We start from the raw sequence: 16,676 nt of genomic DNA on the forward strand, positions 1-16,676 counted from the left end.
CATGTCCTTCCTGCACGATCTGCCGATCGCCGACCTGATCGCGCACTATGGCTACCTGGCGATCTTCGTCATCATCACGCTGGAGAGCGCCGGCCTGCCCCTGCCGGGCGAGACGGTCCTGCTGACCTCGGCGGCCTATGCCGGCAGCACCGGCAACATCAACATCGCCGTGGTGGTGGCCATCGCGGCAACCGCGGCCATCCTGGGCGACAATGCCGGCTACTGGGTCGGCCGCCGCTGGGGTCTGCCCCTGCTCCTGCGCAAGGGGCACCTGATCGGCCTCGATCACGGCCGGCTCAAGCTCGGCCAATACCTGTTCCGCCGGCACGGCGGGAAGATCGTGTTCTTCGGCCGCTTCACCGCGATGCTGCGCGCCTATGCGGCGGTGCTTGCCGGCGTGAACAAGCTCGACGCCCGCCGCTTCTTCGCCTTCAATGCGCTGGGCGGCGTCGCCTGGGCCTCGATCATGGGCTTCGGCGCGTATCTCTGCGGGCGCTCCATCGAGAACGTCATGGGGCCGGTCGGCCTCGGGCTGCTGGCCTTCGTCCTGATGGGCGCCGTCGCACTCTGGCTGTTCATGCGCCGGCACGAGGCGCGCCTGATGGTCGCCGCCGAGGCGGCGATCCCGGGGCCGCTGGCCGAGGTGCCGGACGGGACCGCGCCGCAGGCGGCGCCGCTTGCGCGCGACGACGACGCCGCGCGGCGCGACCGGATCCAGGCGGATTTCGCCGACCAGGTCGAAGCACTCCTGACCCAGCGGGAAGCCGGCCGGAGCGAGACCGGCCTCGATGCGATCGTGCCGCCGCGCCGACGCGCCCTGCCCCTGTGGTTCAAGATCCCCGCCCTCATCGTCGCGTCGGCCGTCGGGATGACGCTGGTCTCGTGGCATGATGGCGTGACCGGTGGCTTCTACGGACGCCTCGTCGGGCATGTCGGGATCCTCGGCGCCGCGCTGATCCTCGTCGTGCCGGTCGTTCTCCTGATCGTCGTCGGCTGGCGTCTGACGGGCCCGGGCGCCGCGCCCGACACCGCAGAGGGGACCGCCGGCGCGTTGGCCTGATGGAGCGGGCCCGCGCCTCAGGCCCCTCCTCCGCCGTCGGGCAGGGTAGGCACACGGGACCCGCTATGCGAGAAGCCCCCGCGCAACGGCTCGGCGGGACGTGAGCGCGCCGGCCGGACGGTCAGACGTCCCTCCGTCCGGAGCCGGCCCGTGCGGGCGCGCCGAGAGAAACGGACGACGGCATGCATCCGGATCTGGCTGGATTGTTCGACGCGGATTCGGTGACCCGCCGCTACGGTCACCGCGGCGTCGCGACGCCGGAAGCCTACGCGGCCGAGGGCTGGTGCTCCGAACGCGATCCGAATCCCCTCTTCGATTCGGCCTTCTACCGGGCGCAGGTGTCGGCCGCGGAGGCCGCCAGCCTCAGCCCGGCCGAGCATTACTGCGTCCATGGCGCCGCGATCGGGCTCGATCCCGGTCCGCTGTTCAGCACCCGCACCTATCTGACCCTCTATCCCGATATCGCCGCAGCCGGGGTCAATCCCCTGGGCCACTACCTCCATTACGGGGCCCCGGAAGGACGGCTGCCCAACCTCCTGGAAGGCCGCGCCCTCGCCGAGGCCAGTGCGGCGGCGCTGACCCACGATCCAGAAAACCCCTATGCACGGGTCCAGGCCGCGTCCGAGCGGCTGCACGCCAACGATCCCGCGGCGGCGCTCGCGCTGCTGGCGGGCGGTCCGGTCGCCGGCCTTCAGGCGCTCCTCGTGCGCGTCGGAGCGCTGCTCGCCCTGGGGCGGCGCGACGGGGCGCTCGAGGCTGCCCGCGCAGCCGCGGAGGTCGAGGGCGCCGGCCTGATCGCCCGGTGCGGTCTGGCCGCCTACCAGGCCGAGACGCTGGGCCGGCTGGGGACCGCAGCGGCGGCCTACGAGATCGCCCTGGCGGTGGGCTGCGAGGATCCGGCCCTGTTCCGGTTCCGCCTCGCGGTCATCTTCCGGACCTGGGGCCGGCTCGTGGAATCCGAGGAGCAGGCGCGCCTCGCCCTCGAACTCGGCGATGCCAGCCCCCATACCCGAGCCCTCCACGACCTCCTCGCCCGCGACCGGACCCAGGCCGAGCGGCTCCATGCCGAGAGCCGTGCCGTTCCGGATTTCGCGCCGCAAGCGTGGCAGGCGGCCAACCAGGCCTGGGCCGCCCACCCGCAGGTGACGGGTCCGATCCGGCCGGCCCGGCTCCGAGGAACCGGCCTCCTCCTCGTCGATTCGAGCTTCCCGTCCCGGTTCTCGGCGTTCCGCTACGGCGAGCTGCTCACCTATCTGTCCGCCATCCCGGACAGCCGGGCCGCCTCGTCGCTGCGCGACATCGACCGCTACCGGCCGGACCGGACCTTCCTCGACGAAGTGCGGCAGTTCGAGGCGGAGCATCCGACCCTGGCCGGCCGGGTGCGCGCCCTGAACACCGGCCACGATCTCAGCGCCAAGGTCCTGCACACGACCTTCCTGCACAACGCCGCCGTGCTGCTGGCCTCGAACCCGGACCTGCGCGCCGAGCGCTTCGTCTTCACCCTCTATCCGGGGGGCGGCTTCATGCCGAACGATCCCGTGTCGGATGCCAAGCTCCGGCGTGTGCTCGGCGATCGCCGCTTCGCCAAGGTGCTCACGACCCATACCCTGCAGCGCGACTACCTGCTCGACCGGGGCTGGTGCGATCCGGATCAGATCGCTTTCGTCTTCGGCGCCGTCTCGCCCGATTGCTGGGATGTCGCGGCGAGCGCGCGTTGCTCGCGGATCGGGCGTCCGCTGCAGGACACGATCCGGATCTGCTTCGTGGCGCAGCGCTATACGGAGTTCGGCATCGAGAAGGGCTGCGACGTCTTCACCGACCTCGTCCGCCGCTACGCGGACGATCCGCGCTTCGAGTGGCACTATGTCGGCGACTGGACGCCGGACCTGCTCGGCCTCACGCGGATCGACCGTGTCCGTTTCCACGGCGTGCAGCCGGCCTCGTTCTTCCAGGACTTCTATCCCGGCATGGACATCGTCATCTCGCCCAACCAGTCGCCGATGGAGCGCGACGGCGGCCGCGGATCCTTCGACGGCTTCCCGACCACATCCTGCGTCGAGGCGGGCCTGCGCGGCGTGGCGATGTTCCTCTCCGATTCCCTTGCCCTGAACCGCCGGCTCGACGGGTCCCCCGCCATGCTGCCCGGCGAAGACTTCGAGCTGATCACGCGCGACGCCGACGGGATCGCCGCCCGGATCGAGTTCTACGCCGGGGACCGGGAGGCGCTCCGGCGGCTCGGCGAGGCCGGCCGGCTCGCCATCCTGCGGGAATACAGCTTCGAGCGGCAGATGCGGCCGCGCCTCGACCTGCTTCGGGGACAGCTCGATGCCGCGTAGAGGCGCGGCCCGGCGGATCGCGCAGAGATAGGTGCACGCGCCGATGTTGCGGTTCCTGACCAAGTCCGCGCGCCCGCGGCCCGAAGCCCGCCCGCCGACGGCGCGGCGGATCTCGGTCGTCATCCCATCCTACAACCACGCGCCCTACATCGCGCAGGCGATCCGCTCCGTCCTGGATCAGGACCGCCCGGTCGACGAGTTGATCATTGTCGACGATTGCTCGACCGACGAGTCGCGGGCCGTCATCGCCCGGACGATCGAGGGCTATGCCGGACCGGTCCGGATCCAGTGCGCGCTGCTCGACCGCAACGGTGGGGCGCATGCGGCGATCGCGCTCGGCCTGTCCAAGGCCAGCGGCGACGCGCTCACCATCCTGAACTCAGACGATGCCTATGGCCCCGACCGGTTCCGGGTGATCTGCGACGCGCTGCCGCCGGAGGGTGATTTCATCGCCTTTACGGGTGTCGACTTCATGGACGATTCGGGTGCCCGGCTCGCCGAGGACGACCCGGTCCGCACGTGGTACCGTGACGTCCTGGGCCAGGCGGGGGCCTGCCCGACCGTCGGCTTCGCGCTCCTCCGCCACAACATCGCGGTGACGAGCGGCAACCTCGTCTTCTCGCGCGGGCTCTACGAGACGGTCGGCCCCTTCGCGGCCTACCGCATGTGCCACGACTGGGACTTCCTCATCCGCTGCATGGTCCACGTGGAGCCGGTCTTCGTGCCGACCCCGCACCTCCGTTACCGGACCCATGCGACCAACACGCTCAAATCCACCGGCGACCTGATGCACGGCGAGGGATCGGCGGCGCTGAAGACCTATCTGTCGCTGATCGCCCGGGGGGCGACGGACAACCGGCTGGCACCGACGCCCGAGAACTGGCCGGTCTACTTCCGGTTCTTCACCGCGACCTATGCGCCGTGGTTCACCGGCGAGCCGATCGAAACCGTCGCCCGGCAGCTCTTTCCGGACCCGGAGACGCAGCCCGCCTGGCTGTCGACGGAGGCCGGGGCGGCGGGCGGCTTCCGCACCGCCCCCTCCCCCGTACAGGACGCCCTGGCGTTGCGCCGCGTCGTCGGACTGCTGATGCCGCGCTGACACGCGGCCGGGCGCGCCGATGCCTCAGGGTTGACCGGTCTGGGGGGCAATCGTATCACCCCGCCTCACCCGACAGGAGCGCGCTGTCGCGCCGGTCCCCGGCCGTTCACGCCGCGCCCGTGCGCGCCAGCTCCTGAGAGCGTCGCGACTGAGACGGAGCCGACCGTGGGCGAGGACGTGGAAGCGCTGCGGGCCGAGCTCGCCGAGACCCAGGCACGGCTCAAGGAGGCCCAGGGCGAACTCGCCCGTCTGGTGCGTCTGGCCGAGGCCGACCTTCAGCGCTGGCGCCCCGGTGAGCAGTCGAGCGTCGTCGCTTCCTCGGTCCGCAGGCCCGCCGCCAAGGAGGTGGCCGCCCGGATCGCCCGGTTCGCGCATCTCTACCGCGAGGCTGCCGCTGCCACGCCCGATCGTGCCCCCGTCGTACCCGAGGCAACGATGCTCGGATGGCTCGAAACCTCCGGGTTGTTCGACCGCCAGTACTACCTCGCGTGCAACGACGACGTCGCGAATGCCGGCGCCGATCCGACGCAGCACTATTACAACCACGGCTCCGAGGAAGGGCGCCTCCCCAGCACCCTCTGAGGGTCCGGTCTGGGGAAGCGGCCCGCTGACGCGCGTTCGAGGGATCTGATCGATGCAGGACGGTGCAGGAGAGGCCGCGCCGGCGCTCGAGCCGTGGCAGGACGATTTCGCGACGATCTACGCCAGCGGCCTGTTCGACCATATCGGCTACGCGACGCGCTATCCCGACGTGGGTCTCACCGACCTGTCGCCCCTCGAACATTACGTGAAGTACGGTGCCCGGCTCGGGCGCCGGCCCCGGGCCGACTTCACCGCGCCGCCGGACGAGACCTTCGACGGCAGCTTCGTCAATCCCTTCGCGGCCTGGATCCGGGCCCGCGCCGAGACCCAGCCCGCGCCGGCCTGGAACCGGCCGGTCGTCTCGGTCCTGTGCATCACCTACAACCAGGCGGCCTTCATCCGGCAGACCCTGGACAGCATCCTCGGCCAGGCCACGGACTTCCCCTTCGAGCTGCTGGTCGGCGACGACCGCTCCACCGACGGGACCGCCGAGATCGTCGCCGAGTACGCCGCGCGCCATCCCAACCTCGTGGCGGTCCTGCGCAGCGAGAACCTCGGCCCGAACAGGAACTTCGCCGACCTCACGGAACGCTGCCGCGGCGAGTTCGTGGCGATCTGCGAAGGCGACGATTACTGGACCGACCCGCGCAAGCTCCAGCGCCAGGTCGACTTCCTGCGGGCACGCCCGGAATTCACCCTCTGCTTCCATCGGGTGCGGGTGGTCTACGAGGACATGCCGGGGGTCGAGGAGCTGTACCCGAAGCAGTGCAGCCCGCAGCCGTCGCTGTCCGACCTCGTGGCCCACAACTTCGTCCAGACCAACAGCGTGCTCTATCGCTGGCGCTACCACGGTGCCGAGGCGTTCGCGTTCGACGAGGGCATCGCCCCGGGCGACTGGTACGTCCACCTGATGCATGCCGAGGTCGGGCGCATCGGCTTCCTGCCGGAGGTGATGGCGGTCTACCGCAAGCACGCCGCCGGGATGTGGGCGACCTACGCCACCGAACTCGCCCGGCACAAGAAGCTCGGCAATTCCGAGATCGCGTTCTTCCGCAAGCTGCGCGGCCATTTCGGCGGCCGCTACGCGGCAGGCTACGAGGCCGCGCAGAAATCGATCTTCCGCCGGCTGGCCGAGGCCTATCTCGACGAGGAGGACGTCCCGAGCCTCGGACGGCTGATCGAGGCCAATCCCGACATCGCCCGCGCGGCCTTGCACGACATGGGCCTCGACGCGCCCGATGCGCTGTCCGGTGAGCCGGACGCCTTGCGCGCGTGGCTGATGGAGCAGCTCACCGTCAGCGTCATCGTCACGGCCTACAACCACGCCGCCGAGATCGGCCGCTGCCTCGACGCGGTGCTGGGACAGCGCGGGCTGTTCCGGATGCAGGTCGTGATCGGTGACGACACGTCCACCGACGGGACGGCCGAGATCGTCGAGAGCTACCGGGCGCGCCACCCGGAGCGGATCGTCGTCAGGCCCCGCCCGCAGAACCTCGGCATGCTGCGCAACATGCAGGACTGCCTCTCCGCCTGCACGGGCCGGTACGTCGCCTTCTGCGAGGCGGACGATTACTGGCTGTCCGACCGCAAGATCGCCATGCAGATGCGCATGCTGCGCAACGACCGCAGCCTCGACATGTGCTTCAACTGGGTGCTGCTCCACTACCCGGCCACCGGCTCCTACCTGCCGCACGACGAGCAGGGCCGCTACCCGACCGGTACGATCAGCTTCCCGGTGCTGGCCAATTCGCCGCTCACCGCCAATTTCTCCTGCTGCTTCTACCGCGCCGAGGCCCTGCGCCGGGTGCCGGAGGCCTATTACGAGAACGCGTCGGCGGCCGACTGGCTGATGAACCTCTACGTCGCCGACAAGGGGCGCATCGCGTTCCTGCGCGAATTGCTCTCGGTCTACACGGTTCAGGCCAAGGGCCAGTGGTCGGGCCTGCCGGAGGACATCAAGAACGCCCGGATCGCCCAGTACCAGAAGGAATTCGCCGGGATCTTCGGCGAGGGGCGCGGCTTCGAGAAGTACGAGGTCGGCTGCACCGTGGCCGAGCTCGACGGCGAATTGCCGGATTCCTTCGCCCGCGCCAACCTCGAAGCCCCGCAGGATCGGGTCTGGGCCGAGATCCAGGACGGGCAGGTGGTGCTGGCCGGCTGGGTCGTGTCGGCGAGCCGCGCCAAGGCGACCCTGGTCGTGGAGGTGGACGGCGAGGTCCAGCGCATCCCCGTGGACGTCCACCGGCCGGACGTGATCGCGGCGGTGCTCGGCGACATCCCCACCACCATGGAGGAGGCCCGCTGCGGCTTCCGCTTCACCCTACCCTACGCCCTCCACCTCGAGGTGCTGATCTCGATCGAGGTCGAGCATACGGTGGTGCCCTGGCTCTCGGTGATCTTCACCCACCGGGTCAAGCGGTCGGGTCAACAGGGGTAGAGCCCGTCCCCCGAGCCGACGGCGGTCCGGTCGCCTCAGGCTGCCTTCTCGCTCAGGCTGCCTTCTTGGCCACCAGGGAGTTTCCGCAGGCCAGCTCCTCCCGGGCGGTTGCGGGCAAGGCCTCAAGCCACCTGCGCCACTGCTCCCCTTGAACGTCGAGGGCCATCAGCTCTCCGACCGTCATGTTGAGCAGTTCCGGCCGGATCTCGGCGGGCAGATGGTGGTTCAAGGCGCCCAGCACCCAGGAGACCGTGTAGGCGACCGTCTGGTTGACGAACGTGTCGCACAGCTCGACCTCGAACCCTTCGTCCTCGAAGATGGTCTTGAGCCCCTCCCGCGTCGCGTTGAAATAGTGGCTCGGGTAGCCGTGAACGGGTTGCAGGAAGGGCCAGTCGATGAAGACCGTCCCACCCTTGCGCAGCATGCGCCGCATCTCCCGGACGACAACCCAAGGCTGTCGGGTGTGTTCGAGGACGGCGAAGCAGCCGATGCCATCCAGAGTTTCGGATCGGATCGGGTACGGGCGGGTCGGATCGACGATGAGATCTGCCGAGCGGCTCGGGTAGACTTCCACATTCAGAACATTGTGGAAAAGGATGTCGCCTCGATATCCGCATCCGAGGTCCATAAACAGCTTGTCCGGCTGGACTTCGACGAAGTGGGTGAAGATTTCGGGGGGATTGCCCTGGCTCTCGCTCTGGTAATTCTCAAGATCGTAGGAGCAATCGGTGGTGAAGAGCGGAAATGTTCCTGCCTTCGACTGGTGCCACGGCTCCTCAAGGATATGTCTGAAGCGCTCGAACTTGGCCGCCCGATCCGCGGAGCTGATCATCGGAACGATTTCCTCTCGGACTGCGACAACCTAGAGAAGATCGACCATCCTCAGCAAAACGTAAACACTCTCCGAATGGGCGAAAAAAATTGAGATACGGCATCCAGAAGTTGCCGGCCTCGGAGGGCTGGCCGCCCTGCCGACGACCAGGGCCCGGAAGCCGGTGGCATGTCCTGCGCTTCGCAGATTTCGGCGATGTCCGTTCGCCGCGGCGACGGGAGCGGGGCCTCGTTTGCCCGCCCCGGGAACCGGGCTCTCCGTCATCCGCTCAACGGCTGAGCGCCGGCTGAGACGGAGCCGCGGCGGCCCTATCGCCTGCGGCCGCCCGTCAGGAAGCGGCGGACCCGCGTCATGGGGGAGCGGGGTTGCGCGAGCAGCCGCCGCACTTCGACAGCCAGCCGCGTCGCGACGATCTCGCGGGCGGGATCGTCGTAGTGGACGATGTCGTAGAAGGTCCCCTCTTCCCGGTCGCGAAAAATCCCGCTGAGGTCGAGGGCCGTGAAGGTGCGCCGGTAAGGGCGCCGCGCGGCGAGCTGCGCGGTGAAGGCCTCCAGCTTGGCGTATTGCCGGTCGAGATAGGCCAGGAACGCCCCCGAGGCGACGCCGCGCTCCGCTTCGGTGAGGTGCCGCTTGCGCAGGATCGTCGGCTGCAGGACGCTGACGATCGGCACTTGGTGGTCGTGCGACAGCTTGGTCAGCCGGTGGGCCGCGAGCGCGTAATGGTGGATGATGGCATCCTCCCAGCCGGGGCTCTGCCAGCCCACCTCAGTGCGCAGCCGCTTCAGCTCCTCGTAGATCAGCGTGATCAGCGCCTCGTAGGACAGGCCGTCCTCGCGGGCCCGGGGATCGTGCGTGTCGAAGAAATGGTCGTAGAGCCGCTGGGTGATGAAGGCGTTGTAGGGATGGCCCGGCCGGGGATCGTAGGTCCAGGGCTGGAACAGGTCGGTGCTGCCGCTGAGCACGAGGATCGCGTCGGGAGCGTAGGTCACGAGACGCGACCAGATCAGGTGCGTCATCTGCGTGAGGCAGCTCGACATGACCCCGAAATTGTAGACCTTCGCGCTGTCGAGCCCCTCCGCCCGCAGGATCCGTTCGAGGCGGCCGGGAAGGGTGTTGGCGATGTCGCCGCCGTCGATGGTGGTCGAATCGCCGACGACCAAGATCCGGGTCTCGCTTCGCGGCTTGCGCTCCACGATGGGGGCGGCGTTGAGGAAGCCGTCGGCGTCGAACGGCACGCCGTAATGGCTGGCACCCGGTTTGCCGGCAAACTGGATGAACGGGCTCGGATAGCGCGTGTTCGAATCGAGATAGCCGAAATGGTGCAGGAACTTGCGCCGGCGTACGGCGTCCTCGCTCTCCGGCGGCGCCCAGATCTGCTCGACACCCGGGGCCGTCAGGGCCGCCATCATCGCGTCCCGGAGCGCCGCATAGCCGGCGGCGTTGAGCCGGAGTCCGTCGTCGCTGAATCCAGGCCTCAGCGCGCCCGTCTCGGTGGCCAGGACGGCGTCGTAGTCGATGAACTGCGCCCCGTAGGTCCCCACGTGGTCGCGCAGCCACGCGTTGACGTCCCCGATGAGCGAGACCGGCAATCCGGCCGCGCCCGGCGCGTCCGGATCCACCGGCGGGATCGATCCGACCCAGGTCCGCACGTAGAGGTCGCGTGCGTCCTGCAGCATGGCCGCGATATCGGTCACGATGCGGTCCAGCGACGGCGCCCGATCGCGGCTCAGGATATCGTCGCGGCCGCCGATGAGGTGGAGGCCCCGCGCGCCGTAAAGCGCGATGTCGGAGCGAAGCCGCCGCACCATGTCCCGGGTCGACTGGCCGCCGATCCCCCGCGCGACCGTCTGAGGGCCGGAGAAGAGCGGCGGCGTCTCGGCCGTCAGGTCCGCCGTCACCGAATCGCCGAAGAACAGGATCGGCCCGAACGGAAACAGCGGTTTGTCCTGTGCCGGAGCGCTCATGCGGGACTGATGGCTCTGTCGTCTCAGCGCGCCGCGAAGATCTCGACCCCGTCGAGGTGCAGGTACTGCTCCTCGTCGAGATCGATCTTCAGGTAGCGGAACCGGGCATTGTCGAACCGCAGGTGGAGGGGCAGGCCCGGATGGCAATGGGCGTCCACGGCATCGAAGACGAGACGGTAATCGGTCTCGGTCTCGCCCAGCCAGACGCGCATGAATTGCGCCCGTTCGCTGAGCTGCCCCCAGCGATTGTAGATCCGGATCTCCGAGACTCGCTCGACCGCGCCGAGATCGAGGACGAACCAGGGGTTCCGGTCGAGCCCGGTGTGAAAGAAGAAGGACGGGTCGCCGGTGGTGCGCTCCCCGTAGGTGCCGGTCGTCCCCGACCAGGCAGAGGCGGAGCTCGCCCGCCAGGCCTTGCCCAGCGCGATGTTCTCCGAGGGACGCGCCGTCACCAGCGTGTCCGTCTCCAGCTCCTCGATCAGGGTCCGGATCTGCTTGGACGGTTGCCGCAGCGGCGGGATCTCCAGATCGAGCTTGTAGATCAGGTTCGACAGGATGCTCTGGTCGAAGCGGTGGTCGATGAAGCCGTCGAGATCCGGCAGGCCCATCGCGTTGGGGCTGTCGGTGACGATGCGCGGATCGCCCGCGTAGCGCAGCCACTCGGCCACGAGGTGGCGGGTGGCGGGGCTCACCATGAAGGCGATCCAGGAGGCCTGGATCTGGTCGGCCTCCCAGTAGCGCTCCGCGTCGCAGTCCATCAGCACGAAGCAGTCGCGCTTGGTCCAGGCCCGCTGCGGCCGTCCGTGGAGCACACCCACCGCGACCCGGCGCTCCGAGCTGTCGAGCCACGTGAGCAGCGGCGCCACCGGCGGCAGCGGATCGTCGCCCACCGCCTGCATGCCGGTGTCGCTGAAGACGATGAAGTCGCCGTCGCGGCGCTGCGCCAGAGCCTCGGCGATGACGTAGGGCTTCCAGGCCCAGTTCCCGGCGCCCCGGGACCGGTCGAGGATCCCCCGGTGCGCGTGGTAGAACGGCGTCTCGCGCAGCCGGTCGGGGGACCAGCTCTCGATCGTGTCGAAATCGCCCGTGGCGGCGGCCGCCGCGACCAGCCGGCGCTGGCTCTCGACGTAGTGATACTTGGCGGCGAAGCTGACCAGGGTGGCATGGCGCGGCCGGAGCCGACGCCGCTGCAGCATCAAGACCTCGGCGCGGTGCATGTCAAAGGCGTTGATGCGCAGGGCTTCCGATGGCTGGTCAGCGCTGGCCAAATCTGTCCTCCGACGGATGAGCCGGGCGCTTGTCACTGGTTTTGCCGGCTTCGGCAAGGCGGTCCCGGCGGGATCAGGCGTCGTCGAAGGCGAGGTTCTCGGCCGGGTAGTCGAGCATCAGGGCGCGCCGCTCGGGGGAGTTGTCCCATTCGCCCACCTTCGTGTAGGCGCCGGCCACGTCCAGCACCTCGACGACGCGCCCGATGGTCGGGATGCTCTTGAAGTGCTGTGGCCAGCCGGAGGCGAAGTAGAAGACCTGCTCGACATGCTCGGAGAGCTGGCAGACGCCCGGTCCGAAGGTGCCGAGCCCGAAGACGAGGTAGCGCCCGTTCATCAGCGCGGCGACGTCGTCGACGAGGGTGCCGCTCTGCGTCGTCAGGGGGACGCCGAGATCCGCGATCCAGGCTTCCAGAACCGGGATCACCGGGTTGAGCCGGTTCTCAAACACCATCGTGATCCGACGGATGCGGCCCTCCGACAGGAGCCGCCGGATGACCATCTGGTAGAAGGCGAGCGGCGGCTGCGGGTAGGTCGGCGCCACCCAGGTGCTGAAGATGTCCCCCGAGCGGATGTGGATCAGCAGCGCGTCGTCGGGCTTGGCGGGGATGGTCGGCGGCAGCCGGCTGAACAGCGGCCGGATGCAGGTTCGGACGATGTCCCGGGTCTCGGCGGGGCCGAGGGGGCCGGCGAGCTGCTGGATCCCGAGATCGAAATACATCCCCGACAGGAAGGCGCCGTCGTCCGGCAGGGGCGCGGAGCCGGGGATGAAGGTGATCCCGCCGCAGGTCAGCGGGCCGGTCAGCCCGATCACTTCGCTGCGGTCTGCGGCCGGGAGCTTGATGTATTTCAGGTTCAGGTTGCGGGCGATGCCGATGGCGAGCAGCAACTGGATCAGGCAGTTGCCGAAAGCGCCGCATTCGTAGAGCGCCAGCCCCACCAGGGCGCGCGAACGCGGCCGCTCGGCGCTGACGAGGCGGTAGGAGACGTAAGGGTTCGCGCCGGGCCGCTCGTCGGCCATGTCGAAGGGCACGTCCAGCACGCGCCGCAGGACGATGAGGTCGAAATCGGCCTGCGCGCACAGGACCTGTACCGCAGGCAGGCCGCTTCCGGCGGGCGCGTCCAGGGTGACGCGGACATGCCGCGCCCAGGCGCCCTCCTCGGCTCCGAGGATCAGGGCCGCGGCCTCCGCCCCGCTCTGGGAGGCGTCGAGGTCGGGCGTGCGCCAGACCTTTCCGTCATCGGACAGGGCGAGGCTCGGCCGCGCGGCACAAGCGGATCCGATCTCGACGCGTCGAATCGGACATCGAAAGCCGAGATCGACCTGCAAGCTCAGGGTGCCGCGCGGCAGGGCGGTCTCGTCCGCCGCAGCGTCCCCGCTGCGCCAGGGCCGGCCGAACGCCACATCGATCAGGTCGCCGTTCATCGCCTCTCGCGGTGCGAAGGGAGCGGTTCGAGGGCCTTGCCTCACGGCCCTTTCTTCGCCGGCGGCGTCCCCTCTGTCGAGGAGGGCCTGAGGCTCGCGTTGCCGGGTCGTGCTCACGCGGAGCCCGACACGGCCCTCGACGTCTTGCCCGCGGGGCGAATCGAACGGGACGCGGCACGCCGCCAAACGGCGCGCGGCCCTCGATTCCTTCGCTCCGCGCACAAAGCCGGGGCTGATGTGTCTGCCGCCGCCGGCTAGCCGTCGAGCCCGAGCATCAGCCCGAGATTCTGCACGGCCGCCCCGGAGGCGCCCTTGCCGAGGTTGTCGAGCCGCGCCACCAGCACCGCCTGCCCGTGCTCGGACGAGCCGAACACCCGCAGCTCCAGCCGGTCGGTGTCGTTGAGGTCCTCCGGCTCGATCTTCTCGCGGTGCGCTCCGGTGGCGGCGCCCGGCACGACCTGCACCAGCGGCTGACCGGCGTACCAGTCGCGCAGGGCGGCCTCCAAATCGGCGGCCGCCGGCCGGCCCGGCAGCGCGTCGAGATGGAGCGGCACGCTCACAAGCATTCCCTGCCGGAAGTTGCCCACGGCCGGCACGAAGATCGGCCGGCGGGTCAGCCCGCTGTAGCGCTGCAGCTCCGGCAGGTGCTTGTGGGCGAAGCCGAGGCCGTAGAGCTGGAACGGCGGCGCCGTGCCCTGCTCGTAGGCCTCGATCATGCTCTTGCCGCCGCCGCTGTAGCCGCTGACCGCGTTGATGCTGATCGGGTGATCGGCCGGGATCAAGCCGCCTTCCACGAGCGGGCGCAGGAGCGCGACGCCGCCGGTCGGGTAGCAGCCGGGATTGGCCACCCGCCGGGCGCGGGCCACCGCGGCCCCCTGCTCCCGGGTCAGCTCGGGGAAGCCGTAGGTCCAGCCCTCCGCGACCCGATGGGCGGTGCTGGCATCGAGGACGCGCGGGCCGCCGCCGGGCAGGCTGTCGGCGAGCGCCACGGTCTCCTTGGCGGCCTCGTCCGGCAGGCAGAGCACCACGAGGTCGACCTCGGCGAGCAGCGCCCGCTTGGCTTCCGGATCCTTGCGGTGCTCCGGCGCGATGCTGCGCAGGGCGACCCGCCCGTCGCGCTCCAGGCGCTCGCGGATGCCGAGGCCGGTGGTGCCGGCCTCGCCGTCGATGAACACGGTGGGCTTCTGTACGCCGTCGCCAGCCATCGTCCGTCTCGCTCTCTCCGAAAGGCAGTGCCGCCCGAGTCGGCCATCGCGGCCGGGAAACTGGTGAGCGCGGTGCGACAGCCTGTCAACGGCCGCGCCGCAGCCCCGAAACGCGAAAGGGCGGCTCCCGCAGGAACCGCCCTCTCCGTGACACCGGTGTGACCGGATATCAGCGCTTGGAGAACTGGAAGCTGCGGCGGGCCTTCTTGCGGCCGTACTTCTTACGCTCGACCACGCGGGCGTCGCGGGTGAGGAAGCCTTCGCGCTTCAGCGGGGCACGCAGCTCCGGCTCGTAGTAGGTCAGGGCCTTCGACAGGCCGTGGCGCACCGCGCCGGCCTGACCGGAGAGGCCGCCGCCCGCCACCGTGACGGTGATGTCGTACTGGTCGACGCGACCGGCGATCTCCAGCGGCTGGCGCAGGATCATGCGCAGCACCGGACGGGCGAAGTAGGTCTCCACCGGGCGCTTGTTGACCGTGACCGTGCCGTTGCCGGGCTTGATCCAGACGCGGGCGACCGCGTCCTTACGCTTGCCGGTGGCATAGGCCCGGCCCTGGGCGTCCAGCTTCTGGACGTGGATGGGCGCTTCGTTGGCCGGATCGACCGCGCCGGTGTTCGACCGGTTGAGGTCGGCGAGGGACTGCAGGGTCGCCATGATCAAGCGCTCACGTTCTTGCGGTTGAGGGCGCCGACGTCGAGCGCCTGCGGCTGCTGGGCCTCATGCGGGTGCTCGGAGCCCTTGTAGACGCGGAGGTTGCCGAGGATCTGACGGAAGAGCGGGCCGCGGGGCAGCATGCGCTCGACGGCCTTCTCCACCACGCGCTCGGGGAAGCGCCCCTCGAGGATGAACTTGGCCGTGCGCTCCTTGATCCCGCCCGGATAGCCGGTGTGGTAGTAGTAGCGCTTCTGGACGTACTTGCGGCCGGTGAACTTCACCTTGTCCGCGTTGACGACGATGACATGGTCGCCGCAATCGACGTGGGGCGTGTAGGCGGCCTTGTGCTTGCCGCGCAGGCGCATCGCCACGATCGACGCGAGGCGGCCGACGACGAGGCCCTCCGCGTCGATCACGATCCACTTCTTGTCGACCTCGGCGGGCTTCAGCGAGGTGGTCTTCATAGCCAAATCCCAGGGGTTCCGACGGACCAGGGCCCCGACGCGTCGGGATCCGAGAACATCGGGGTGCCGAAAAACGAGCCGCCGCGTGGGGCACACGCGGCGGCGGTGGCCAGTGCATAGACGGGCCCGGATGCCGGGTCAACAGCGAAATCGGAAATCGCGAAAAGGCGAGCAATCAGAGAGGTTTGGCGGTTAAGGTATCAGAATACCACATCATGGCGGGCACGGGGCCGCAGAGGGCCGGGTCGGCTATTCCCGTCACCGCCGCATCGTGAGGGGCCGCAGAGCGGCGGAGGCCTCCTTCAAGGCTCGCTGCGCTCACGCCTCGGAATCAGGGTGTTGGGTGGGCTGACCCGATCCGGCGGGAATCGTTCCCGATCGCGCTGAGACGGGGGCGATAGCCGAGCCCGTTCCACGCGATGCGCGGGTCCCCTCTCCCGTGCGGGAGAAGGACAGGGTGAGGGATCAGGTTCGTCCGGACGAGGCTCGCCTGCCCGAGCCGTGATGGTGCGCTCGACCGCGAAGCGTCGTGTCCCTCACCCCGACCCTCTCCCGAACGGGAGAGGGAGGATGGCGCGGCTGTCTCGAACGGAATCGCCTTCCGTCCAGACCGTCGCAACGCGATCGGACGCGGCGCTGCGAATGGGGCGCTGGCCACGGGGCGCTGTCTCGGATCGGATGAGGATCGGATTCAGTCGCCCCGACGGCCCCGCTCCGCGATGGTGAGCTTCTGGACGCCCTTGGCCGCCAGCACCGGTTTCCGGGCGCTGAGGATCCGGGAATTCACGCCGGTCCAGCCGATCTCGCCCGAGAGCCGGCCGTACTCGATCTTGGGGCAGCGGTTCATGATCACCGTGAGGCCGCGCGCCTCGGCCCGGGCGGCGGCCGCGTCGTCGCGCACGCCGAGTTGCATCCAGATCACCTTCGGCGGCGGGCTGAGCGCCAGCGCCTCGTCGACCAGCGGCCCGGCGGCGGCGGAATTGCGGAAGATCTCGACCATGTCGATCGGCTGGTCGCCCAGGCTGGCCTGGATCTCGGCCAGGGAGGCCGCCACCCGGCGCCCGAGCAGGTCCTGGCCGGCGAGGCCGGGATTGACCGGCGTCACCGCGTAGCCGCGGTCGAGCAGGTATTTCAGGACGATCCAGCTCGGGCGCGCCGGGTTCGCCGAGGCCCCGACCAGCGCGATCGTGCGCGTGGTGTTCAGGAGGGCGCGGATCTGCGCGTCGGGGTAGCGGGCGTGGCGCTCCGCGAGCGCCGCCAGGTCGCCGGGCGCGGGCTGCCGGTGATCGTGGCCGGTCTCGTCCATGGCATGTCCCCTCGTCGTCCGGATGATCGCAATGCTTGCCGGCGG

General features: G+C 69.6%; 12 protein-coding genes and 1 pseudogene. 5 read left to right on the forward strand and 8 right to left on the reverse strand.

The window, feature by feature from the left end; all coding sequences use genetic code 11:
- Window position 1 precedes the first annotated feature (1 nt).
- The 5 genes and pseudogenes from A3862_RS32535 to A3862_RS25240 all read left to right on the forward strand — a co-directional run.
- Window positions 2-637: pseudogene (locus A3862_RS32535) on the forward strand (DedA family protein); the annotation flags it as partial.
- Window positions 638-1,242: 605 nt separating this feature from the next.
- Window positions 1,243-3,396, forward strand: a complete 2,154-nt coding sequence (locus A3862_RS25225) for a glycosyltransferase family 4 protein (protein ID WP_043756252.1) — start codon at window positions 1,243-1,245, stop codon at window positions 3,394-3,396.
- 43 nt (window positions 3,397-3,439) lie between these two features.
- Entirely contained in the window at window positions 3,440-4,495 is a 1,056-nt protein-coding gene (locus A3862_RS25230) for a glycosyltransferase family 2 protein (RefSeq protein ID WP_051976372.1), read from the forward strand.
- A gap of 165 nt (window positions 4,496-4,660) precedes the next feature.
- A complete protein-coding gene (locus A3862_RS25235; RefSeq protein ID WP_043756250.1) occupies window positions 4,661-5,077 on the forward strand; it encodes a hypothetical protein in 417 nt (138 codons plus the stop codon).
- A 52-nt stretch (window positions 5,078-5,129) separates the two neighbouring features.
- Window positions 5,130-7,514 (forward strand): glycosyltransferase family 2 protein, encoded by a 2,385-nt coding sequence (locus A3862_RS25240; protein WP_043756247.1) that lies wholly within the window; start codon window positions 5,130-5,132, stop codon window positions 7,512-7,514.
- A gap of 52 nt (window positions 7,515-7,566) precedes the next feature.
- Here A3862_RS25240 and A3862_RS25245 read toward each other — a convergent pair whose 3' ends face one another.
- The 8 genes from A3862_RS25245 to A3862_RS25280 form a co-directional block, all read right to left on the reverse strand.
- A complete protein-coding gene (locus A3862_RS25245) occupies window positions 7,567-8,346 on the reverse strand; it encodes a class I SAM-dependent methyltransferase (protein ID WP_111474083.1) in 780 nt (259 codons plus the stop codon).
- A 308-nt stretch (window positions 8,347-8,654) separates the two neighbouring features.
- Complete coding sequence (locus A3862_RS25250) at window positions 8,655-10,310, reverse strand: GDSL-type esterase/lipase family protein (protein ID WP_111474084.1); 1,656 nt, start codon at window positions 10,308-10,310, stop codon at window positions 8,655-8,657.
- Between the two features lie 23 nt (window positions 10,311-10,333).
- Window positions 10,334-11,578, reverse strand: coding sequence for a hypothetical protein (locus tag A3862_RS25255; protein ID WP_111474085.1), 1,245 nt, complete (start codon window positions 11,576-11,578; stop codon window positions 10,334-10,336).
- A 73-nt stretch (window positions 11,579-11,651) separates the two neighbouring features.
- Window positions 11,652-13,001 (reverse strand): coagulation factor 5 8 type domain-containing protein, encoded by a 1,350-nt coding sequence (locus tag A3862_RS25260; RefSeq protein ID WP_111474086.1) that lies wholly within the window; start codon window positions 12,999-13,001, stop codon window positions 11,652-11,654.
- Window positions 13,002-13,255: 254 nt separating this feature from the next.
- The gene (argC, locus tag A3862_RS25265; RefSeq protein WP_043356848.1) at window positions 13,256-14,206 is read right to left on the reverse strand and encodes an N-acetyl-gamma-glutamyl-phosphate reductase; all 951 of its coding nucleotides are present in this window, start codon (window positions 14,204-14,206) and stop codon (window positions 13,256-13,258) included.
- A 169-nt stretch (window positions 14,207-14,375) separates the two neighbouring features.
- Window positions 14,376-14,861, reverse strand: a complete 486-nt coding sequence (gene rpsI, locus A3862_RS25270) for a 30S ribosomal protein S9 (RefSeq protein ID WP_043356850.1) — start codon at window positions 14,859-14,861, stop codon at window positions 14,376-14,378.
- Window positions 14,862-14,863: 2 nt separating this feature from the next.
- Window positions 14,864-15,325 carry a 50S ribosomal protein L13 gene (gene rplM, locus A3862_RS25275; RefSeq protein ID WP_043356851.1) on the reverse strand — a complete coding sequence of 154 codons (462 nt, stop codon included), beginning with the start codon at window positions 15,323-15,325 and terminating at the stop codon, window positions 14,864-14,866.
- A gap of 691 nt (window positions 15,326-16,016) precedes the next feature.
- Window positions 16,017-16,631, reverse strand: coding sequence for a CoA-binding protein (locus A3862_RS25280; RefSeq protein WP_111474087.1), 615 nt, complete (start codon window positions 16,629-16,631; stop codon window positions 16,017-16,019).
- Window positions 16,632-16,676: the final 45 nt, after the last annotated feature.

The sequence above is a fragment of the Methylobacterium sp. XJLW genome, assembly GCF_003254375.1.
In the GTDB taxonomy this organism is placed as follows: domain Bacteria; phylum Pseudomonadota; class Alphaproteobacteria; order Rhizobiales; family Beijerinckiaceae; genus Methylobacterium; species Methylobacterium fujisawaense.